Raw genomic sequence first — 20,941 nt, 5'->3', positions numbered from 1 at the left:
CCATAGCCGGCATAACGGTTTCTTTTCCGCTCTTTTCCATGATCCCGGTGATCCATTCAAAAAAGCCTGCGAATCCTTCTGCGTCATTTGTGAACACATAGGCCTTCTTTGAATACTCCATCCCTCTCCAGTCAAATGCTCTGGCATAGTGCTTTTCGCTGCCTACATCGATCCCGACAATTATTTTTTCTTCTCCTACTTGCAAAATCTTTTCATTTTGTGTATAATACATATAGAGGACACCTTTCTGTAGTTTGTATTACTAACTTTCGCATCGTCAGTATTTACATTCTACACTGAGGTGTTCTTTTTTGCAACCCCTTGATTTGTTTGGTTACAGGAAGCTCCTTTAGCTATTAATTTACTTTATCGTCTGTGCCGGGGTTGGGTGTTGATCTGAGCGCGTTCCTCCCAGTCAGGACAGATTCTTTCAAAATCTTCGTGAATCTCACTTTCATCTGATTTTGTTATGCAAACATCTACATAGTTATAGGTGCCACGGCTTAACGCAGTTGAGTATTTTTCCAGTATATCTTCATAATCCTTTGAAAGGACCGAAGGATCTATTATCGTATCTTCAATAGGGAAGTCAAGTTCTGATTCAAATCCATAACGTATTGCTAACTCGTTATTATATTCAAACAAATAGAATGAATCATCTTCTTCATATTTAGAATAATTGTCCTTACGCTCATGACCATTCTCATCAATGCCGCCAACATAATATGTGCTTGTAGCATGGAATGATATCTTGGTAGTATCCTCGGGAAGCTCATGGTCTTTCAAAAAACTGTCCCATACCTCTTTAATATATGAAGAAGTAGAACCGCGTTCGCGCCAATCAGGGCAAAAATCCCTGAAATCAGCGATAGGTGTTCTTACATTTGGAATGCCTATCAATACATTTGTGTATTCTTTTTCTCCTGAATTTATCATTGCTTTGGAATACTTGTTAAGCGCGTTATCATAAACTGATCTCAGCTCATCCACTGATGTCAGTGTTTCCACCGCGTTATTTTTGTTTATGTGATATACAGCATAGTCATTATCGACTTCTTTCAACTGAAAAATATCTTTGTCCATGCTGTTCCCCATATTTATGATTATGGTATTGAGATCGAGCCTGTTCTCAGCAAGAAAACCTCGCCAAATAAGCAGACTCTTGGAAGATACATTTGACATAAGCCTGTCTGCTGTTTCGGTGATAGTATCAGGTATGTCCTCCAGATTTTCACCATCTTTGTCAAGCCAATCATTATAAATCTCATCAAGCGTATTGTTACTCAACATTAGTGCAAGCTTGTGTTCAGAGGTCAGGGTGACGTTTTCATCGCATATCAGATCTTTGATATTCTGCTTGATAACTATCTCATACGCATTTTCGTAAACGTCTTTAGATTGAAGCCGATGCTGTTCTTCCCGAAACTCGTAGTATTCATCGAGTATTTTATTTCTTAGTCCCGAATACATAATGACAGCCATGATTAATACCCTCTTCCATTGTCACGCCCGAGCAGTTCTCTCAGATTGACCTCATAGGTATTGGTTTCTAGTGGGTCGCATTTGCTTAGAAAGCTCTCAATATCATACTCAATATATGCGCGAACATCATCGCTCAGCATATCATCGGCATCACCACCGAGATCACCGTACCTGTATACACCGACTTCTATATCTGCATAATCTGCATCATCGCAGTCACAGCTTTCAAAATAATCGACCAAAGCCGATGAGGAATACAGATCATCATCACTGATGTATTCATCGGTGACAAATCTGCCGTAATCTGTTTCGACAACAGTTAACATCAGATTGCATTGTCCGCTTTTAACTTCTTCAAGACTATACATGGTCTACCTCCTTTCTACGTAATCTTTGTGGATAAGTATAAATAATCTCACTGTAAGGCAAACAGTGATGATAAACACAATACAAGAAAAAACGGTTAATAGTATCTTCAACGGAGTGCTTGACATGACTTCCGGGAAATTCATGATCTTGTCAACCATCATAGCATAGGTTATTATAAATACTCCGCAAATTGTGATTATCATGTACTCAAAGCGGTTATTCTTTTTTGGGTTCATTTCCATCATGCCTTTCTTGTGTCTTTTCATTATTAGTTTTTGACTTTGGAAATCTTCTTTGTATGTTGATAAAACTCATGATAAAAAAGAAATAAATAAAACCAGCAATACCAATAGCAATAAAATCTATCGAGAAAATATCTAATAGATCTTTCATTAAATCAACCCCCGTTTTGCGCTCCATCCTATCTGCTGTTCGTTATTCATTATTAGTCACTCCCTTATAAGCTTGTATTTTTCGCCGCGTATCACGATTTGGTAATCGTCTGTTGGCGTTTCATCAGCAGTGTCGCTCTGTTCACTATCATGTTCATTCATTTTACTTTCGGATTCTGTATGACGAATATATTCAAGATATTTAGCATCGCGGATATGGGAAAAATATTTAATAAGTGCTAACACGCCTATCAGTAAAATTAATAACGCAATTATCACACATACATCATAATGTCTAGAAATCATTCTTTTGATCTTTATTTTAGTTTTATATTTCATTTACGAAACCTGCCCTTTTTCCAAAAAAAGCAGCCGAAAATGTTCGACTGCTTTTGTACAAATTAATACACGATTTATGATGCGTTGTCAATCATATAAACAAACACATTGTCAAGTGCATTATACACAGTGGCATAGCCATTTACAGTGGGCAAAAGTGTACGTGTCAAAGTTTCAGCGAGGTCTTTCGCCATTTGCACCTGTGCGTTTGTCACCTTATTGCGCTGTGCTGCAATATTAACTGTGCTAAGAGTAGCCCTTATTATGTCCTCAAATACCTCTCTCTCACCTGAGGATAACAAGGTTAAATTACCGTCTGTTCTCGTCACGTTTTTTGCTGAAAGGTTACTTAGTACCTGTTCCATTTCCTCAGCGTTTAAAGGCTTCATTTTAATCCGATGCTCACGGTAGATGTTGTTTGCTCTTAAACGATCAAACTCACACCAAGCGTTTTCTGTGCTGCTCCCCCCTGAACGATAAGCCATTAGCGCATTTGTTGTGTCCACCACAAAACGAAAAGAGGTTGGTGTCAAACAACCGGAGCCCTCATGGTAGCTCAGCGTGGACTTACCCGCGTCGATGACTGTGTCAACAAAATTTTCCATAAGATTTTTCATTGAAAATCCCTCCAAAAATAAATATTATTAAGCAAAAAATGCTTACATATTCATTATAGTAGATTTTTTATTAAAATAAAAATTATATATAGTTATTTTGGTATTTTCTCAAAAAAATTTTTCTGTATAGTTTTTTTGTCATTTAAGGAAAAGATTCGTATTTCTATCAGCTGTTATCTTGTTATATACATATAGCGTTGCATAGCAGTCCGCAAGACTGTTATGTGCTTCACCTGGTCGGCTGTTCCAATCGTAATCATAGTAATCGGCAGCTTTTACGAGATTTTGCCATTTATAATCGTCGTATTGTTCGCTCCATTCGCCGTAGATCGGCGCGAACATCGTCATTACGTCTACTACCTCTTTATTCATCCATGAAATACCACCAGAGAAATAAAGAAAGTTTTCATCGAACCCGGTATTAAAGCCTATGATTTTTTTTGCAGCTTTTATGATAGCATTTATCTTTGGCATTTCATCATAGATGGTCGGTGCCTCCGCTACCATTCGCGGAGTAATGTTATTTACACATTCCGCTTCTTCCCATGAGGTATGGTATAAGGGGCGAAGATAGCTGTTGTAAAGAACATTTCCTGCATCATCTATGATAGATACTTGCAGCAATTCATCGTCTAATTCACTGAGTCCTGTTGTTTCAGTATCTATTATAATAGTATCCGCTGATTTTTCGGGTGATATGTCAACGTTTCGCATAAGTCTAATTGCAGTCCTTTCAAGTTCGCATAAGGATAATTCAAGTAGATTATTCTCTTTTCTAAGTTCTTTGTTTTCTGCAATTAGTTCAGCGTTTCTGTGCTTCCTTTTTTCTTTTTCTCTTTGATTTCGTTTTTCTCGTTCAAAGCGGAAAAAGTTAGAAAGCTGATCGGGTGTAGCCTTGGATACTTCATCGGGTCCGTAATAGATGTATTTATTCTGACAAAATTGATTTGCCCATAACTCTATTCCTTCTGCCCCATCTATTGGTAAAAAGCCTTGTTTTGCCCACTGCCTTGCGGTTTTGTGGTCGGGATAATCGTGATTATGTACTTTCATCTTATAATCTCCTTGTTAAATTTACAGCACAAGCTCAGATTATTTCACTCTTACTTTCAAACCCTCTAAAGCCGTACCGCTGTATGGCGTGCCGACGAGATACCATTCGTTTTTCCAACGCATTTCCATGCGTGTTGGTATCCACTGCTCTGTATCTCTGTCCCACACCTCTAATGTATCGCCACAGCGAAAGCCATCTAACTCCCATAAATCGCAGACAAGAATGCCGTATCTGCCATTGTCGCTATTATATCCAAGCTTTCCCATTTTCATATATTGTACCTCATGAAATCACACCTCATCAAAAGACATCTGACCGTCCAGCTGTTTTTCTTCCTCTATGTTGTTATCCTCGGTTTTTATATACAGCCGGTAAGCCTTTTTATCACGGCAGAGATAGATTCGACTTTTGTATTTTATTTTGTAGCAGGCAGCTATCTGAATCGCCGCCTGCTCCAGTTCTTCTTTGGTTCCGATTATTCGTATTTCCATTTTAAGTACCATTTGATAAAGTGTGTCTATAGACACACTTTATCAGTCCCTTTATTATAATAGTATAGTCAGTACCATTCATGTGCTTCAGTAAAATGATACCATACACCTTTCAACTCAAATCGGAGATAAGTTTTTGAGTAAGTCTTACACTCTTTAAATGGTATGCCTTTTTCATACGTAAATCTATGGATACGTTTTTTATGTACATACTTGCCGTTTCTGTTTTTGATGAGCGAGTATACTTCCTGTCCGATAACTGAGTTGCAATCTTCCTCTTCAATAAATTTATAGAAATTTATTTCTTCAACGAAATGAACGCATTTCGGAAGAAGATCCTTGCGGGTATCAAGACCGTGTCCGTTGAACAAACGCACTACAGTGTCTTCAAAAAGTTTTTTGTTCTCCGTGGATAATTCCTCGTATCCGGGGAGAAGTGTCAGATCGTAGCCGTGTATCAGCTCGATATCAGTCAGATCACGTAACTGATAGTTTTTTAATCCGGCGTTCTCATAGAGTTCTTCATATTCGCGTCTTGTTATTTTTGGCATATTAATCACCTTTTTTCTTTTTTTACTTTATCATGGAATTTTCTAATCAAGTATCCCACTCCAAATACAAACCAAAAGCCAATTACTATTAATAATGCTTGTAAAGGAGATATTTTTATTTTATCGTGTAACCCTTTATATATAATCGCCGTAGGAAAAACAACAATAAATGCTAGTATCAGGATAATTGCACCTAACTTTAAAAGTCTATTCCACAGACAATTAATAGCTTTTAAAACTGTTTTTTTCATATTTTTCCTTTCTCACAGAGGAAGGAAAGAATATCCGCTGATGACTTGAATCGTTCCATGTTTGCGAATATGTAATCCGCTAGCTGCTCCTTGCTCATTTTCTTCATGGCATTGTAATTGGTGGCAGGCTCTTTTTCTTTATCGTCACTGTTAAGACAATCGTCAATATCTTCTACTGTTGCATTAGCATTAGTGGTAAACAGATCAACGACCTTATCACATTTGGCTTTGTTTAGTTTTTTATCCTCATTATACACATAATCAGCAAGCGTATCCTGCTGATCGGGTGTAAGTGTTCTCAACTGCTTTATGCTGTTGGTTGAGATAAGACCTGCATCGACAAGTTCCTGCATTGGTGTAGTAAGTGTGTCCATAGCAATTATTCGATACATCTGTTCACGGCTGATGCCGAACATCTTAGCAAGCTGATCGGCGGTCAGCTTTTCTTCCTTTCCTGCGGCACGATACCGCAGGAATATCTTACACAGCTTAGATGGTGGGGGAGCTGCATGATGTATATTGCTTTCGCATACGATCATGTAGGCTTTAAGGTCTGATACATCGACAACTGTTGCAAGTGCATACTTTGCAGTTATCGACTTTAATGCAAGGTATCTGTGATGACCGCTGAGGATCTGATACCTACCATCCTTTTTACGCACGATTATAGGCTCTAGTTGCCCGTTTTCTTCTATGCTTTGGCTCAGAGCTTCAACCTTTTCATCGTCTATGTCAAAAGGCTGATTTCCATCCTCGTCTGTGTACATATCAAGCTTGTGCATAGCTATCTCGGTTATCTCGTTCAGAACTTCCTCAGCTGAGATAAGGCTTTCTTTTATACTTCCTTTTTCCTTTCTCTCGGAGAATGTTTCACTTACTTTATCAAATTTCATGCCTTACACCCCCTCGATACGACTTACAAGCTCATCAGTGAGAGCCTTGTATTCACGTGATACGCGGTTGTCCTTAGCATTGGAAAGAACGACCGCTTTTTCTGTCAGAGCAGAGTTAGCTGCAACAGCCATACGTTCTATCTCGCTATTAAAGACTATGTCGGAATAATTTCCGCGCAGCATTTCGACTGTTGTTCTGCTGTTGTTGCTTCTATCAACCATAGTCGGGACTATTCCGATGACTTCTATGCTTTCATTCAGTTCTGACTGGATCTCATTTATCTGTAATAGGAGATTAGGCAGCGGGGGATAGCTCAGAGGGTGAGCCTGACAGGGGATAAGCACATAACGGCTTGCTGTAAGTGCGTTATCCAATATAACATTAAGGGACGGTGGGCAGTCAAGCAGGATGTAGTCGTATCTGCTAAGCAGTTCACTGTTCTGATTTATCAGTCTGCGAAAAACTGTTTCTTTGCTTCTGACTGATACAAGGTCTATGGCGATACGCTGCATAGTGTTCAGTTCTGCCGGGATTATGTCAACTCTGTTGACCTCGTTTGTGACAATGTAATCTGCAAGGTCAATAGTTTCGTGGTTAACTGTTTTGTAAAGCGCTTTACCTATATTGTTCTCTGCATTGTAGATCCCGAGGAAATTTGAAAGGGATTCCTGAGTGTCCAAGTCAATTAGCAGGACCTTTTTGCCCGTAAGAGCAAGTGCTGCACCTACATTGATCGTCGTAGTGGTCTTGCCCACGCCGCCTTTTTGATTTGCTACTGCAATTATTTTTGTGTTTTTCATGGCTTTTTTCCTTTCACCGCTGTTGCGGATTTTAATCTTAGTGTTTTTCAATCTATTGACAGCGGAAAGGGCAGTGAGAAAAACACTAAGCACTGCCCGCAGGGAGCGACCCTGCCGCTGCCATAAAAAATAGCGCCTGACTTCTGTCAAACGCTATCTTTTGTCGTTGTTATAAATGTGTCTTTAGCCACACTAAATGTGATGTTGACTAATTAAATTTAGTATGGTATAATGTATTGAATTCATGGAGGAATTGTTAGATGCTAATAAATTGGGTATTTATTACTTATTAAAAGTTATTCAAGTCTCCAAAACCGCGTGTCCCGAGTTCGATCCTTGGTGCCCCTGCTATCTCCGTGAGGGAAGAAATTCCCTTGCGGGGGCTTTTCATATCTAAAGTGTGTCTATAGACACAGTGTATGCAATTCACTTGCTGGCACAAGTCCATTGATCTCAGTGAATTTGTGCCAACAAGCGGTACTTGCTATACCAGCCTGTTGGTTTATTTATAACCGCTGTTCCATAGCGGAAATAATTTTGTGGATTGCCTTGAAAGTTTTCCTTTTGACGCAGATCATTTAGATCGCCTAGTCATCAGTGTATTCTGAGGAGTGACAAACTCTTTAAGCAAATACACCTTGCTGTCGGCTGCGCCCTTTGCATAGTCGATACAGACCATGACTTCCCGATTACCTCCCCGGTAGCTCACACCACAGTGTTTATACTCGCTACACTTACTGTCACTAAGTGGTCACGGCGTACATTGAGGTAGCTGCCATTAGGCAGGCTTGCAAATGCAAACTGTTTCAATGCAGCTGAAATAATTCAGCAGTTATTGAGGTCTCGTCGAGGTTGCTTTCTCTCTCTGGCTATTCAGTTCAACTGGAGTCAGCCGTAGGATCCGTAAGTCTTACGGGAAAAAGAAAAGAGTTCTCAGCACTACTCGCAAAAGCATACTGAAAACTCCTTGACAAATATATCAAAACCATGTTATAATAGATAACATGGACATTGATGCATCCATCTGTAAAAGTCTCACATCTGCTGTTGCATAGCATTTGTGCTGATGGCTTACTTGAATTGGCGTTCATTTAAGCCACAGGTGGGTGTTTTGTTGTTCTTACCCACTATATATATTATAACACAGCGTTTTTTGTTTGTCAAGCCTTTTCAAAAAATAATTTTGAATAAATTTTAATTTGTTTGTTCTTTTTCTCGCGGATATATATATTGATATATCAGATGTGTATTTTTATATAATTTATTGACGTGTTATCCTCTTTTTGGTATTATATTTCTTGTGCGTTTTTGCACAGGAATACATACTTTGGAGGATATTTTTAATGTTATTCGAGAAACAGAGCAACAACACAGTCGAGGAGTACATGACAAAATGGCTTATTAATACTAAACGCCCATCATTAAAGCGTTCTTCGTATGATAGGGTAGAACAAAGTCTAAATTATCAGATCTTCCCGGCTATAGGCAAAATAAAGTTAAAGAAACTGACTGCTGATGATATTCAAATGATGTTGAATAATCTTTCAGAACGTTCTTCTTATAGTACTACCAAGAAAGCATACGTTAACTTGAAGAGTTGTCTTGATCTTGCGGTTTTAAAAGGGGATATAAAGAAGAATCCTATACTTTCGGTTGTTCTTCCAAAAAACAATAAATCTGATGAAACGGTAGTATATTACTCTCCCGAACAGGCGAGGGCGATTGCTGCCGAAGCTATTTCAACTTATAATAATGGCAGTTTTAAGTATAGGTACGGTTATTTTATTGTTTTTATGCTTAACACTGGTCTGCGTGTTGGGGAGGCTCTTGCACTTAGTTGGTCTGATGTTGATTTTACAAATAAAATAGTTTACGTACATAACAGCGTTTCGTCGGTAAAAACAAGAGGAGACAGCAGCATGAAGTATGAAAAGATAGTAAATTCTCCCAAATCACGAAATTCTGTTCGTTATGTTCCTCTCAATAAAACAGCACTTGATGCTTTAGTAAAGATACACGCTATAATGGGTGATAATGATAGGATAGTTGCCACGGAGAATGGTCTGTTAGTTGATCCAAGTGCTATTCATCGCACTATGTCGCGTATTCTTAAAAACTGCGGAATTAACGGGAAGAAAGACATTGTTCACGCGCTGCGTCATACATTCGCAACGCTGTTGCTCAGACAAGGGACTGATATTAAGGTCGTTTCCGAAATTCTCGGGCATTCTGACATTTCGATAACGATGAAGTTCTATTATCATGTCATAGAGGAACAGAAAAAGACTGCGATGACAAAGCTTGATGAGATTTACTAAAGTGTGTCTATAGACACACTTTAATTGTCCAGGAGAAAAAGAATCGTATTTTATGTGAATTTACAGTACGAATGATTTCTTAAAAAAGCACTCTTTCATGATTAAATTTTGAATGAGTGCTTTTTTGATGCTTTTTTTATTCTTTTACTAGTGCCATTATCCCATCGAATGAATATACACTATATTTGCCGTTATCCAATACTTTGTCAATTTTATTTTCTTCTCCTTTGTCTTGCAGATAGATATTAAACTTGGTACCTTCAAATGATAACATATGAGTCATAATGTTATCGGCGTAAAATTCATTTTTTTCTAATATTGCATAACGTGTATATGTGCTTGTGCCTAAAGAAGGAATATACATCACAGAGTTTTTATTTCCAATTTTTAGTGATTCTGCATCCGATATTGTAGTTCTGTATTTTCTACCGAGCATTTTACGGCAGTATTCTTTAGCTTTATTGTTGTCATATATTTTTAGCATGATCTGGTAACATTCGGATTTGTAATAATTATGTTTTACAGCATTTGCTTCATCAAGATAACTAGCTACAAAATCATCTGTGTCAGCAGCATTTTTGATAAGTTCTTTCACTAATTCATTATATTCAGCTGCTCCGTTTTCATTTTCCTTTTTAAATAAACACTGAGTTATAGCCGAATACGTCAACTCTGTTTCGTCTGAAAAATGTAAATCTGATATTCTCACTTTTTATATCCTCCTTATTTACTCTAAATAATAAAGTGATGGATGATTATCCGGTAATTGTTTAAATCCTACTCGACTAATCAATGCGTGGTCAAGTATACTTGCATATCCTTCGCACAAACAATCTATTACTAGATATTTGTATCCATGCTCGTTTTTATATTTCTTTAACTCTGCCACTACCGATGCAAATATGCCTTCATCTTTGAATTGGTATCGAGGATTATCTATGTCAAAACTTTTTTTCCACAGTAATTGATTATTTACAGGAGTTATATATCCCACACAAGCATCATTGGCATAAACACCAAAAGAATCAGAAGGAAAACGCTCATCCTCAATAACTTTAAATTTTACTCGATTTAATAAGTAAAGCTCGGGATATAAGCTCATTTTGTTATCTTCTTTCTCAGGCTTTGAATCCCAATCAGCTGAAAGTTCGTTTATTAAATTAAATAGCTCAATCCTTGTGTTTACATTTTCCTCAAATTGACAAATCGTAGTTAAATCGCTTAATGCAGTAAAACTATAAAGGAAATCATCAAGCATTGCAAAAAAGTCGGCTATAAGTTCAAAAATATAATATGGGTTAATCTTTTCTGGACTTTCTTGGAGTCTTTTAATCAAATCTGCTGCATTAATTGCTCTGTCATATAAAAATGCTCTTTCCTTTGTGTCGATTGTTGCGGAAACACAATTTTGTATTCTTTTAATTATTAAGTTTAGCTGATCAATAAGATGATAGAGGTCCTGATTCTTGGACGAAAAACTAGAAGGACCCTTATAGTGTTTTAAACAAAACATTACTATCGGCAATAAATTATCATGTACTGAGTTTCGGATCCCTGTTGTATTGTTTTGAAAGATAGCATAAAGCGTATCTTTTACGCTATTGGGTTCATCACTATACAGAAAATTTGTTGTCAGATCCCATGCTTCCTTATTTTGGGGAAATAACCCTTTCATCAGTTTATCTTCGATTATAAATGAGGTTGACTGATTATTTATCAACGCTAAATCAGCACAACGCTTTTCAATTATGTTTTTTGTTTTTTGATCACTAAAGTAAAAGCTTTTTTGGATTTTAGATTGTTTCATTAATTTGCCTCCTCATAAATGTTGAATTACATTTTTATGCCTGCAATATGCTGTCATAAATTATATATCATTTTTTACTTTTTGTCAAGCACTTTTAATAAAAAAATGAAATTATCTGATTACAGTTGAACCTTTCACGGAAATATGCTATAATGTATGGTGATAATCATTCCATTCTAGGGGGATTTACTATGACTGAAAAAGAACAGAAAAAGGCTGCGAAAGAGTTCGCTGAGCGTTGGAAAGGCAGAGGTTATGAAAAAGGGGAGTCTAACCTTTTCTGGATAGATTTGCTTACGCACGTATACGGTGTAGATAACATAGCTGAGTTTATTAGCTTTGAGGATCAGGTGCATCTGGATCACACCTCATTTATTGACGGCTATATCAAGTCAACGCACGTTATGATCGAGCAGAAGTCTATCGGTAAGGACTTACGCAAGGCTATTAAGCAATCGGACGGCTCTCTGCTCAATCCGTTCCAACAGGCAAAACGCTATGTCACCGAGCTGCCGTTATCGCAGCACCCCCGGTGGATAGTGACTTGCAACTTTGAGGAATTCCTTGTATATGACATGGAAAAGCCCAACGGTGAGCCTGAGCAGATCTTCCTGAAAGACCTTGCAAAAGACTATTATCGTCTGCAATTTCTGGTGGAAACAGGAAGCGAAATGCTGAAAAAGGAAATGGAAATTTCCTTGAAGGCAGGTGAGCTTGTTGGTAAGCTGTATGATGCTATCCTGAAACAGTACAAGGAGCCTGATAGTCCTGATACGCTGAAAAGCCTAAATATGCTGTGCGTAAGGCTTGTATTCTGCCTGTATGCGGAAGATGCAGGCATTTTCGGCAAGCATGAAATGTTCGGGCGGTATCTGAAACAGTTTCAAGCAAAAGATATCCGCAAGGCACTTATCGAGCTGTTCACGGTTCTTGACACCAAACCCGAAGATCGTGACCCCTATATGGACGATGACCTTGCTGCGTTCCCTTATGTGAACGGTGGTTTGTTCGCTGATGAAAACATCGAAATTCCGCGCTTCACAGATGAGATCGTGGATCTGCTTGTGAACAATGCAAGCGCAGGATTTGACTGGTCTGAGATCAGCCCGACGATCTTCGGCGCAGTATTTGAAAGCACTCTGAACCCCGAAACAAGACGTTCAGGCGGTATGCACTATACCTCTATCGAGAATATCCACAAGGTCATTGACCCTCTTTTCCTCGATGAGCTGAAAGCAGAGTTCAATTCGATATGCGAAACAAAGGTCGATAAAACAAGAAGAACGAAACTGGAGCAGTTCAGAGATAAGCTTGCTTCACTCACGTTCCTCGATCCCGCCTGCGGTTCAGGCAACTTCCTTACGGAAACTTATATCAGCCTGCGCCGACTGGAGAATGAAGCATTGAAAGTCATACACGGCGGTCAGATGCTTATAGGCGGTGAGGGTGACTTCAACCCTATAAAGGTAGGCATCGGGCAGTTTTATGGCATTGAGATCAATGACTTTGCTGTGACTGTCGCTAAGACTGCACTCTGGATAGCCGAAGCGCAGATGATGCACGAAACCGAGGAGATCATACAGAATAACCTTGATTTTTTGCCACTGAAAAGCTATGCTAACATCACCGAGGGCAACTCGCTGCGCATAGATTGGGAGAGTGTTGTACCAAAGGATAAGCTGTCTTATATTATGGGTAATCCGCCGTTTATCGGCGCAAGGTTAATGTCTGATCCTCAGAAAGCAGATGTTTTTAATATATTTGACGGTGTAAAAAATAACGGCAATCTCGACTATGTATCTTGTTGGTATAAAAAAGCAGCCGATATAATGAAAGGAACCGAAATCAGAACAGCACTTGTTTCTACAAACAGCATTACGCAGGGCGAACAGGTAGCTATTCTTTGGAAAAAGCTTTTTGATATGGGCGTACACATTGATTTTGCTCACAGAACATTCCGATGGGACAGTGAAGCAAGCCTAAAAGCCCATGTTCACTGTATAATTGTAGGATTTAGCATTGCATCAAACGCAGCTGCTAAAAGATTATTTGATAATGGTGCAGAAAAGATAGTAAGAAATATCAATGGTTATCTTGTAGAAGCAGATGATATAGTAATAGATAGCAGAGCTACTCCAATATGTTCTGTACCTTATATAGGTATCGGAAACAAACCAATTGATGACGGAAACTATCTTTTTTCCGAAGAAGAAATGCAGGATTTTATCCTTAGAGAACCTCAATCCTCAAAGTATTTCAAGAAATGGCTTGGAGCAACTGAGTTTATAAACAATAAGCCTAGGTATTGCCTCTGGTTAGGAGATTGCTCACCAAAAGAGCTTATGTCTATGCCCGAATGCCTAAAAAGGGTTGAAGCAGTACGCCAATTTAGATTATCAAGTAAAAGTGAAGGAACAAGAAAGCTCAGTGAAAAACCTACAAGATTTCACGTAGAGAATATGCCACATGGCAATTTTATAATTGTACCACGGCATTCGTCTGAAAAAAGAAGATATATACCTTTAGGTTTTGAAAGTCCAAGTGTTTTATCCGGAGATGCTAATTTAATAATTCCAAATGCTTCAATATATCATTTTGGTATTCTTACTTCAAATGTACATATGGCATGGGTCAGGACGGTTTGTGGTCGAATCAAGAGTGATTACCGCTACTCAAAGGACATTGTTTATAACAACTTCCCATGGTGTAATCCAACTCCTGAGCAGAAAGCATTGATTGAAAAAACAGCGCAGCTTATACTCGATGCTCGTGCAGAGTATTCTGATAGCAGTTTTGCTGATATGTATGGCGAAAAGATGTATCTTTACACTGACCTAGTAAAAGCTCACCAGCTCAACGATAAGGCTGTTATGCAAGCATACGGTTTCGACTATAAGACCATGACCGAGAGTGAGTGCGTGGCGGAGCTGATGAAGATGTATCAGAAGTTGACGGAAGGGAAGTAAGATAGTACACTCTTATATGACTTGACAATATGGTGTGTTTTTGATATAATTAATCATATTAATTTGTAGATAAGAGGTGTCCATATGAATTATTGTATATTTGACAATTTTATTAAGAATCTTCCATCTATTAATCTCGATGATTTACGATATTTTTTAGAAAAAAATAATATTATCTTCATTGATTATGAGAATGATAATGACATTATCATTGATGATAATGATATCAATAAATTAGTTCAAAATAAAATCAAGGATACATTACCATTTGATTTAAGATCTTATGTTAAGAAGAGATTTAAAAACTATTCTGATGTACAAATTAACGGTGTAATAGCTTTGTTCTGCTATTGGTATGATAAAAAGTCTTCAACTCCGGAAGATATTGAGTTGGAAACGACTCCTGAAGAATTGATTGATGATATTATAAAATATATCCATAGTATAAATAAAAAAAATTCTACGACCCCGGAAGATATAGAGTTGGAAAAGACCCCAGAAGACTTGAATGCTGCTATTATAGCATTCGTCGATTGCGTAATTAAGGCATATTTACGGTATTTACAAGAAGAAAAAGAAAAAGTAGATGTAGATATTGAGTTGTAAACAATAGCCCATTTTCTAAAGTGTGTCTATAGACACACGTTGAACTATCCGTGAGAAAAGAAATAACACCTATTCAGGCTCAGTGCCTTGAATAGGTGTTATTATTTTCTTTTGATAGCATTTTACTGCAATAGTCATAAGCCGAAATAACATAATCGCTGAACAGCGAATATTTGAAATTGTCATTAGGAAAGGCTAATTTCGTCTTTTTCTCTGCTGTTTCGACCGCAGAAATTATTTCTTCTCTCCCGGGCATAAGAGGATCCATGACTTCCATGAGCCTATCGTTCTCGGTGAAATACTTCATGAGATCCGCTTTAGCTTCACTAAAATGCAGTGATACGGCAGCGGAAAGCGAAAGATTATAATCAAAGCATGGAGCAAGACACAGTATACCTCCGTTTTCGCTGTCCCTGAGAAATCCTGCGTTAAGATTGTGTCTGTCAACGTTCATAAGAAGCGCATCATAATAGCACATCTTAACATAATCCTCTACAAGTCCCGACATGGTATTATTCTTTTCCATCTGAGCAAGTCTTGTCAGTATGAAATCAGGATCTTCGTTATCGTTGAAATAATTGAAGAATGGTTCAAAATCGAAAAGCGCATTCTGCGTAAAATCTTTGGTTATGATACATTCCTGTTCAAGACCCGTTTCAAGTACACGTCTTTCAACCTTGTACTCGGCACAATTCACATTCAACTTTTTCAGAAAGCAGTGCGCATAGTATTCCGAGATAAGTTCTGTTTTACTGCCCAACTTGTACATATACCATGCATCGTCTGAAAAACGCCATGCTTTTTCATAGCTTCCGATCGTACCAAGCTGAGTGTATCCTTTTGATTTATCTTTACACTTGTTGGAAAAACCGTATAAGGAAATATCAGCAAGCTCTTCATTATACTGTTTTAGCGACGAATAGTCAAGCATCTCGTCCTCACGCTGTATCCACCAGTTATCTGTAATTGTTATACCGTGACCGATATTGATTATCTCATCAATATCCGCATCAGTTTTCATGCGAAGAAATTTGTAAAGCCTGCGGGAATTAGAACGATGAGTATCGATACTCCTGCTTTTCAGCCACACCTCAAGGTCGGCATCTACAAAAATACTGTTTGGGCAAAGAGCCTTATCAAAGACCGCAGTAACTCTGCTGTCTTCAGCCTGTGCAACTATCTTGTCCTTGTGCATTATATTGTATCTGTTCATTACCTCACCGCCTTTAGAACATTATATCATTTGTTTGTTATCATGTCAATCGAAGTCTGTCTATAGACACACTTTATAGTATCCTGGAGAAAAGAAGAAATCAATCCTCATTATTCATTTCACGTTCCAGCAATTCAACAATAAGTGCATTAAGGCTTGTACCACGCTTTTCAGCATATTCCTTGTAACGTTCCCGGCTACCCTTTGGTATACGAACCGAGATCTGATCGTAGTTATTTGAAATGTACTTTACTACGGACTTACTCTGTGTTTTTTTGTAGTAGGTTTTCTTTTCATCATTCTCAGGCATTGAGATCACCTCCATAATTATTATAGCACAACACTTTATTGCTAGCAATATCAATTGTATACAAATATTGCTAGCAATAATCAACTAAAATGTCAATTGAAATATTGCTAGCAATATGATATACTATATATGTAATAAGAAATCCCCCGAAAATAAGAAAGAGGTGCTATCATGAAAGATTACATTGTAGTATTTATGTTCAAAGGTCTTTATTTCTATGAGAGAACAAGAGTGTACGGAGTTAATGACCGCCGGCAGGCGATCCAGATCGTTAAGGATCACTACGGAAGTGGCAACATCAAGATACTCAGTGCGAAGATATGGAAGGAGTGATGATATGAAAACAGTTCACTATTTTTTCAAGCAGATCGGTGAAAAGGCTACTTGCAAAGATCTTCACGTATCGACTCGGTACTGTACGGATAAGGAAGCTCAGGAAAACTGCAACGAGCTGAACAGACTCAATGATGGATACTTCTACTTCATGGAAGCTGAAGATGTTAGACGAGAGGGGGTGAGTTGATGACTAATGAAAGGTTTATCGTGCTCATGAATAATATCAAGAATAGTCCTCCCTGCGATTTGAAGCCGATGAAAAATGATCTATATAATGTAACGTTTGCTATGACAGATAAGCAACTTAAAGAATATTCGGACTTGTTGATTTCAAAAGGCATAGCATATCGTGAGTACGGCAATGTTTTTATATACGGTGTTAAGGAATGTGTTTTTTAGGTAGGTGATAGAATGAATATTTACAACGTGTATTTCCGGTGGTCAAATTTCAAGAGCATACCAAAGAGTGTGGCTGTGAAGGCTGAATCCAAAGAACAAGCGGAGAAAACAGTATATGAAGAACTGGTCATTCTTGGTAAAGCCAACAATTGTGGAGATCCTATTATCAAGGCTATCAAATACTACGGAAAGCTATAGAAGGAGCTGGTGATATGAAAGCTGAATTAATTGCAGCAATTAAGGATAAGTACAATTCGTATATCACGTATCTGATCTATAATTATCGTGGCAGAGAATACATGATAACTGCTTATAACAACGGCTATTCTGAAAGCTTATCTTCACAGCATAGATATGAACAACAGCAAATTGATCGAGAGTTAGAAAAGCAGAATCAACCAGAAGCCTATACAGGTGAAGTTGAAAAGGCACTTGATATGCTTTATGATATTTGGGAGCAATAGAAAAGAGCACTCATTCAAGTGCAAAACACTTGAACGAGTGCTCTTTTTGGGAGTGTGTCTATAGACACACTTTAGTGGATATAAGTTATTCTCTACGCATAATATGCTTGTATTTATTTATTATTCGATCACGGAAAGCCCAGATAAATATATGCACACCCAACTCCATATATATTATGAATAAAAAAGCAATGGTGCGAATTAATGTTATTTCCTTATATTTGAAAAGATGTGCGCCAAATCCGGTAATAAAGCTTGCATAACAAATTGATGAAACAACTTGTATTATATGACCAATGTGGTATTTATAAATCTGTCCACCTCCAAATGCTGCCAATGTTATCAGAAAAGCGATTAATAACTGAATTCCAATATTGAATCCATTGAAGCGAGTCATGTATAGATATGCTATACCAATGTTGAGAAGTAGTGAAATTATGATACACGTCATACAGAATTTGTCACCTTCATCATTGATTATCTTATAATTCATAGTAACACACCTCCAACTATCAATCGTACAATTTCATATAATGTCTATCTATAATTAATAATATATCACATCTTAGCCCAAAAGTCAATATCTATTAGAGAAAAATATTGTACAGTTAAAAATATAATCTCTTTTATTTTTGTCCAGGACACCTAACAAATCTATTGACATCTTTTCTTAATTCAGGTATAATATTTATGTTACAAAATCATATTCTAAGGAGTATTTTTATGAAAACAAAAGCATTAATATCACTCATAACAGCTATATGCATCTGTGGCTGTATCACAGGCTGCGGAAATGCAGATAACGAAAGCAAAATCGTTACACAGTCCAGTAAAATTTCTAATGATAAAACAGAAGTCGAAAAAAGTGGAAATGAAGAAAATCAAAATAATGACAGTGCCGCGGATAATGAAAGCGATTCTGAGACAAAGATAGCTGATGAAGTACTGAATGCGGAAATGTATACTGATGTATTTCAGATTGGTGAAAAGGTAATAAAGTTGCCCATGACGGCTAAGGAACTGTTTGAGATGGACGGTGTAGAACTTGCTGATGATGCGAATGATGGAATAACCCAAGGTGATGATCCATCAACGGTCATTGCAGAATCGAGTATTTATGATGTTATTATCGATGATGTTAAAACAAGCTTTTTCTTCACTAAAACAAAAGATGAAAAGCAGTTATTATCGGATTGTAATGTTATTTCATTATCAGACATTAATGATGTGGTATTTCCAAAAGGAGTAAAGGTAGGTATGCCGATAGAGGATGTCCGCAAGCTTTGGGGCGAACCCGATTTAGAAGATGTGGATACTCTTTTTTACATAAAGGATATGGTGACGGATGCTTATATTGAACCAAAAGGAAATAATGATATTCTTGATTCCAGCATCACATCATACCAAAAAGAACTAGAAGAGGGTGTTTACAGCAGAACCGGATATTATTATTCAGTAAAAATAGACCTTAAAACTAAAACCGTATCAAACATTTGGATCAACAGCGAATATTTAAATTCGGCAAAACATTATATCGGTTCATTTGAAGATATTCCGAAACCAGAGGAAATAAAAAGCTTCTCGAGTTGCTCTTGGGATCAAATGAGTGATTACAGTTTCGATATAAATTATGAACTTCCCGCATATATGAACTACGAGAAATGTGCTTACGTATATGAAGTGAATGGTCAGAGATATGCAATACACAAACTCGGTGGTAGTGCAAAGGAGCTTGACCTTACGGAATACACGGATGATAATCTTAAAAATCTTTGTGAAAAAGAAATAAGAGATTTAAGTCTTTTTGGACATATAGATTCTAAACTGTTTACATATACTATCAAAAAAGATGGAAACAGAGCAGTTATTATATTAAGAGATAACACCATGCATGACTATAAGAATGAGAGCAAGAGAGGAAGTTATTCATTAATAGACGTGCATTGCATGGATGAAAACTTTGTGGATACTATGTTCTCGTTTGCTGTTGCACCATGCGATGGCAAAGAAAGCATATCTGATGAAGAACTTGAAAGCGCAGATAGTTGGTTTTTTGAATTTGCCAAAAGCGTAAAAACAACGAAGAGCGATGATATACCTCAACTTATACCTGACCCAATGAGCGATAATATACCGTAAAACAATGATATTAATTAGGAGGTTATTTATTATGAAGAAGTTTGGAGATTTTATTTTGGCGCTTGGAATTGTAGCAATTCTGGCAGTAATTGCAGAATTAGCCTTTGAATGGAGAATGCTTAATGATTTCTTTTTCCTGATATTTACAGTTGGAGGACTGGCTCTTATTTTATTCGGCATCATATTTAGAAGTATAGGCAAAGGCAAAAACAAGAATAACAACCCTAATAATCCTCAGTGAGTATGAGGTTAAATTGCACAGACTATTATACCGCAACCAATAAGCTAATAAGAATACAAAGCGTCTGACACCACCTTTCGGTGAGTGTCGGACGCTTTTTGGTTGCTGAACTGTGTCTATAGACACACTGTAAGCGTATAACCGGTTACTTTACCTCCCTTTGATAAATTCGTCCTTTCTGCTTCACTCGAAAGGCGGTTATGTAAAACAAAACACGCTCATTTTGTTTCAAATGAACGTGTTTACAACTTATTCTACTATGTTTTCACTCGAATATAAAGTCTAGGAAAGATGATATGTTTTTGCCCATGCAACGCAAGAAATAGCGGAGGGCAGACCTAGCCCTTAGTGGCTTAACTTCATTGGGTTTAAGCAGATTTGTGAGGAAGTCCTCATATTTAGCAATCATGTTTATATCACCTACAAAACAGAAAGTTTCATCTATGCAATCATAAGCCTTTGTCGGATCAACGCCAACAAAACCGTTAAAATCAGCAAGAAACAGTTTATTTGTTTCATCATAAAAACTCATGCAGGTTTCGATTTCCTCGCCATTTGCTGACATGGATTTGAGTTTGATTTTGATAGTAATATCTCTCAGACCTTCCTTAAAGTTTCCTATCTTGTTGCCCTTTAAGAACTCGATCTGCACAAGTTTATTATTTTTTGAAATAAAAGCCTTGTTGCCGAGGAAGTGACCGTCACCCTCATACTTTGTGTTGTTAAAAATAAGGTTGTACAAATAGTTTGCTGTCACTGTATTCATAATAAAAACCGTCCTTTCAAGGTTTTAAGTTTTGGTCAAGGCTCATTCCTTGACCTTTGGTTATCATAGCATAAAAAGTGTGCGATGTCAATAGCCTGTTTGCGAAAATACAGATTTTTCGCAATCTTTCTTAAGA

General features: G+C 37.5%; 28 protein-coding genes and 1 pseudogene. 10 read left to right on the top strand and 19 right to left on the bottom strand.

Going from position 1 to position 20,941, the window contains the following annotated elements:
* From BM265_RS15545 to BM265_RS15490, 13 genes and pseudogenes are all read right to left on the bottom strand, one after another.
* Positions 1 to 232: pseudogene (locus BM265_RS15545) on the bottom strand (IS110 family transposase); the annotation flags it as partial.
* A 134-nt stretch (positions 233 to 366) separates the two neighbouring features.
* Positions 367 to 1,482 carry a DUF3848 domain-containing protein gene (locus BM265_RS15540; protein WP_074962920.1) on the bottom strand — a complete coding sequence of 372 codons (1,116 nt, stop codon included), beginning with the start codon at positions 1,480 to 1,482 and terminating at the stop codon, positions 367 to 369.
* Positions 1,483 to 1,484: 2 nt separating this feature from the next.
* The gene (locus BM265_RS15535) at positions 1,485 to 1,850 is read right to left on the bottom strand and encodes a hypothetical protein (RefSeq protein ID WP_074962919.1); all 366 of its coding nucleotides are present in this window, start codon (positions 1,848 to 1,850) and stop codon (positions 1,485 to 1,487) included.
* A 217-nt stretch (positions 1,851 to 2,067) separates the two neighbouring features.
* Positions 2,068 to 2,244: a hypothetical protein gene (locus BM265_RS20220; RefSeq protein ID WP_177219613.1), complete on the bottom strand. Its 177-nt coding sequence runs from the start codon at positions 2,242 to 2,244 to the stop codon at positions 2,068 to 2,070.
* A gap of 56 nt (positions 2,245 to 2,300) precedes the next feature.
* A complete protein-coding gene (locus tag BM265_RS15530; RefSeq protein WP_074962918.1) occupies positions 2,301 to 2,582 on the bottom strand; it encodes a hypothetical protein in 282 nt (93 codons plus the stop codon).
* A 74-nt stretch (positions 2,583 to 2,656) separates the two neighbouring features.
* A complete protein-coding gene (locus BM265_RS15525) occupies positions 2,657 to 3,199 on the bottom strand; it encodes a hypothetical protein (RefSeq protein ID WP_074962917.1) in 543 nt (180 codons plus the stop codon).
* A 138-nt stretch (positions 3,200 to 3,337) separates the two neighbouring features.
* A complete protein-coding gene (locus BM265_RS19600; RefSeq protein WP_081358490.1) occupies positions 3,338 to 4,252 on the bottom strand; it encodes a 3'-5' exonuclease in 915 nt (304 codons plus the stop codon).
* A 39-nt stretch (positions 4,253 to 4,291) separates the two neighbouring features.
* Positions 4,292 to 4,525, bottom strand: a complete 234-nt coding sequence (locus BM265_RS15515; protein ID WP_074962916.1) for a DUF5348 domain-containing protein — start codon at positions 4,523 to 4,525, stop codon at positions 4,292 to 4,294.
* Positions 4,526 to 4,543: 18 nt separating this feature from the next.
* The gene (locus BM265_RS15510; RefSeq protein WP_242940868.1) at positions 4,544 to 4,756 is read right to left on the bottom strand and encodes a hypothetical protein; all 213 of its coding nucleotides are present in this window, start codon (positions 4,754 to 4,756) and stop codon (positions 4,544 to 4,546) included.
* A gap of 56 nt (positions 4,757 to 4,812) precedes the next feature.
* Positions 4,813 to 5,295, bottom strand: a complete 483-nt coding sequence (locus BM265_RS15505; protein ID WP_074962915.1) for a hypothetical protein — start codon at positions 5,293 to 5,295, stop codon at positions 4,813 to 4,815.
* A gap of 5 nt (positions 5,296 to 5,300) precedes the next feature.
* A complete protein-coding gene (locus tag BM265_RS15500; protein WP_074962914.1) occupies positions 5,301 to 5,546 on the bottom strand; it encodes a hypothetical protein in 246 nt (81 codons plus the stop codon).
* Positions 5,543 to 6,439: a ParB/RepB/Spo0J family partition protein gene (locus BM265_RS15495; RefSeq protein ID WP_074962913.1), complete on the bottom strand. Its 897-nt coding sequence runs from the start codon at positions 6,437 to 6,439 to the stop codon at positions 5,543 to 5,545. Before BM265_RS15495 ends, BM265_RS15500 begins: the two co-directional genes overlap by 4 nt.
* A gap of 3 nt (positions 6,440 to 6,442) precedes the next feature.
* Positions 6,443 to 7,240 (bottom strand): ParA family protein, encoded by a 798-nt coding sequence (locus BM265_RS15490; RefSeq protein ID WP_074962912.1) that lies wholly within the window; start codon positions 7,238 to 7,240, stop codon positions 6,443 to 6,445.
* A 1,343-nt stretch (positions 7,241 to 8,583) separates the two neighbouring features.
* Between BM265_RS15490 and BM265_RS15485 the strand changes: the two genes are divergently transcribed.
* Complete coding sequence (locus BM265_RS15485; RefSeq protein ID WP_074962911.1) at positions 8,584 to 9,558, top strand: tyrosine-type recombinase/integrase; 975 nt, start codon at positions 8,584 to 8,586, stop codon at positions 9,556 to 9,558.
* A 136-nt stretch (positions 9,559 to 9,694) separates the two neighbouring features.
* Here the strand turns inward: BM265_RS15485 and BM265_RS15480 are convergent, their stop codons facing one another.
* Positions 9,695 to 10,267 carry a hypothetical protein gene (locus BM265_RS15480; protein WP_074962910.1) on the bottom strand — a complete coding sequence of 191 codons (573 nt, stop codon included), beginning with the start codon at positions 10,265 to 10,267 and terminating at the stop codon, positions 9,695 to 9,697.
* Positions 10,268 to 10,285: 18 nt separating this feature from the next.
* Positions 10,286 to 11,365 carry a hypothetical protein gene (locus BM265_RS15475; protein ID WP_074962909.1) on the bottom strand — a complete coding sequence of 360 codons (1,080 nt, stop codon included), beginning with the start codon at positions 11,363 to 11,365 and terminating at the stop codon, positions 10,286 to 10,288.
* Between the two features lie 191 nt (positions 11,366 to 11,556).
* Here BM265_RS15475 and BM265_RS15470 point away from each other — a divergent pair, with 191 nt between their 5' ends.
* Together BM265_RS15470 and BM265_RS15465 are read left to right on the top strand one after the other, a co-directional pair.
* The gene (locus BM265_RS15470; RefSeq protein WP_074962908.1) at positions 11,557 to 14,331 is read left to right on the top strand and encodes a DNA methyltransferase; all 2,775 of its coding nucleotides are present in this window, start codon (positions 11,557 to 11,559) and stop codon (positions 14,329 to 14,331) included.
* Positions 14,332 to 14,415: 84 nt separating this feature from the next.
* A complete protein-coding gene (locus tag BM265_RS15465) occupies positions 14,416 to 14,937 on the top strand; it encodes a hypothetical protein (RefSeq protein ID WP_074962907.1) in 522 nt (173 codons plus the stop codon).
* 79 nt (positions 14,938 to 15,016) lie between these two features.
* Here BM265_RS15465 and BM265_RS15460 read toward each other — a convergent pair whose 3' ends face one another.
* Positions 15,017 to 16,150, bottom strand: a complete 1,134-nt coding sequence (locus tag BM265_RS15460) for a HipA domain-containing protein (RefSeq protein ID WP_074962906.1) — start codon at positions 16,148 to 16,150, stop codon at positions 15,017 to 15,019.
* 100 nt (positions 16,151 to 16,250) lie between these two features.
* Positions 16,251 to 16,460 (bottom strand): Arc family DNA-binding protein, encoded by a 210-nt coding sequence (locus BM265_RS15455; RefSeq protein ID WP_074962905.1) that lies wholly within the window; start codon positions 16,458 to 16,460, stop codon positions 16,251 to 16,253.
* A gap of 171 nt (positions 16,461 to 16,631) precedes the next feature.
* Between BM265_RS15455 and BM265_RS20215 the strand changes: the two genes are divergently transcribed.
* Genes BM265_RS20215 through BM265_RS15435 form a run of 5 tightly spaced genes read left to right on the top strand, consistent with a single transcriptional unit; the run spans position 16,632 to position 17,659 of the window.
* Complete coding sequence (locus BM265_RS20215; RefSeq protein WP_177219612.1) at positions 16,632 to 16,793, top strand: hypothetical protein; 162 nt, start codon at positions 16,632 to 16,634, stop codon at positions 16,791 to 16,793.
* A 4-nt stretch (positions 16,794 to 16,797) separates the two neighbouring features.
* Entirely contained in the window at positions 16,798 to 16,983 is a 186-nt protein-coding gene (locus tag BM265_RS15450) for a hypothetical protein (RefSeq protein WP_074962904.1), read from the top strand.
* Positions 16,983 to 17,195, top strand: a complete 213-nt coding sequence (locus BM265_RS15445; RefSeq protein ID WP_074962903.1) for a hypothetical protein — start codon at positions 16,983 to 16,985, stop codon at positions 17,193 to 17,195. Before BM265_RS15450 ends, BM265_RS15445 begins: the two co-directional genes overlap by 1 nt.
* Positions 17,196 to 17,207: 12 nt before the next feature.
* Positions 17,208 to 17,393: a hypothetical protein gene (locus BM265_RS15440; protein WP_074962902.1), complete on the top strand. Its 186-nt coding sequence runs from the start codon at positions 17,208 to 17,210 to the stop codon at positions 17,391 to 17,393.
* A 14-nt stretch (positions 17,394 to 17,407) separates the two neighbouring features.
* On the top strand, positions 17,408 to 17,659 hold the full coding sequence (locus BM265_RS15435) for a hypothetical protein (RefSeq protein ID WP_074962901.1): 252 nt from the start codon (positions 17,408 to 17,410) through the stop codon (positions 17,657 to 17,659).
* Positions 17,660 to 17,744: 85 nt separating this feature from the next.
* Here the strand turns inward: BM265_RS15435 and BM265_RS15430 are convergent, their stop codons facing one another.
* Positions 17,745 to 18,152, bottom strand: a complete 408-nt coding sequence (locus BM265_RS15430) for a hypothetical protein (protein WP_074962900.1) — start codon at positions 18,150 to 18,152, stop codon at positions 17,745 to 17,747.
* A 230-nt stretch (positions 18,153 to 18,382) separates the two neighbouring features.
* Here BM265_RS15430 and BM265_RS15425 point away from each other — a divergent pair, with 230 nt between their 5' ends.
* A complete protein-coding gene (locus BM265_RS15425) occupies positions 18,383 to 19,798 on the top strand; it encodes a hypothetical protein (protein WP_074962899.1) in 1,416 nt (471 codons plus the stop codon).
* A 31-nt stretch (positions 19,799 to 19,829) separates the two neighbouring features.
* Positions 19,830 to 20,039, top strand: coding sequence for a hypothetical protein (locus BM265_RS15420; protein ID WP_074962898.1), 210 nt, complete (start codon positions 19,830 to 19,832; stop codon positions 20,037 to 20,039).
* A 265-nt stretch (positions 20,040 to 20,304) separates the two neighbouring features.
* Here BM265_RS15420 and BM265_RS15415 read toward each other — a convergent pair whose 3' ends face one another.
* Positions 20,305 to 20,805, bottom strand: a complete 501-nt coding sequence (locus BM265_RS15415; protein ID WP_074962897.1) for a hypothetical protein — start codon at positions 20,803 to 20,805, stop codon at positions 20,305 to 20,307.
* Between the last annotated feature and the right edge of the window lie 136 nt (positions 20,806 to 20,941).

This window comes from Hominimerdicola alba (genome assembly GCF_900112155.1).
Taxonomy (GTDB): domain Bacteria; phylum Bacillota; class Clostridia; order Oscillospirales; family Ruminococcaceae; genus Hominimerdicola; species Hominimerdicola alba_D.
Note: the sequence above shows the minus strand (reverse complement) of the source record. Positions and strands in the feature narration are given on the sequence as shown.